Annotated in this window: 1 protein-coding gene; it reads right to left on the reverse strand. The window is 41.6% G+C overall.

Annotation, left to right across the window (positions count from 1 at the left end; all coding sequences use genetic code 11):
• Nucleotides 1-782, reverse strand: a 782-nt coding sequence (locus RMB13_RS00610) for a fimbria/pilus outer membrane usher protein (RefSeq protein ID WP_311084117.1), incomplete at both ends; no start/stop codon positions are given.

Consider the following 782-nt stretch of genomic DNA (forward strand, 5'->3'; position numbering starts at 1 on the left):
ATTGCGCCAGCAAAAGGTGCAATACGTTGACTCGTTTCTTCAAGTTCTACTTGGCTCGACATCTCTTGTGGGTCAAGGGTAATGTCATTAAGACGGTAAGGAGTAACATAAGGAACTACCGCATAACCAGCCTTATTCACGCTTAAACCAACGGCATTATTAACTTTTGCTCCAGCTGCATCAGGTGCATGCACAAGTACCATCGTTTGGCCTTGTTCAGGTCCAAATAAAATACCTTCTGAGTGTGCAACCACACTACCACTTAAGCTAACCATTGCTTGTTGGTAAGAATCAGCCACACTATAAGAACCACCAACAGTTGCATAGTTAGTACGATAACGACCATTTGCGTTAAATGATGGATTTGCGTAGTCCTGATGCGACATTGAAGCGCCATAACTAAAGCGATCTCCAACCATTCCGCTTGCACCAACAGTACGGCTATCTTCAGAAGCAGTGGCATTGATGTTCACTGAGTTCTTCTTAAAGTTAATCGGGAATGAAAGCGTCATTAAATATTCAGTATCACTCGATGCATCATTTGCACCGTATTCAACTTTACGGTTAATTGCAGATAAACCATAAGTTAAACCATGGTAATTATTACTATAACCAAGCTGATATTGTTTAGTCGTTTCACTGCGATTCCAATAGTCAACCCATGAGCCAACCATATAGAAATTACCCCAACCTTCAGGTAACCCTTGGTTTAAGGTAATTTGGAATTCACTACGCTGACGGCCTGCTGCATAGGTATTTATGCCTTTTTCTTCTAAATCGCG

The organism is Acinetobacter sp. V102_4 (assembly GCF_031799005.1).
Lineage (GTDB): Bacteria > Pseudomonadota > Gammaproteobacteria > Pseudomonadales > Moraxellaceae > Acinetobacter > Acinetobacter calcoaceticus.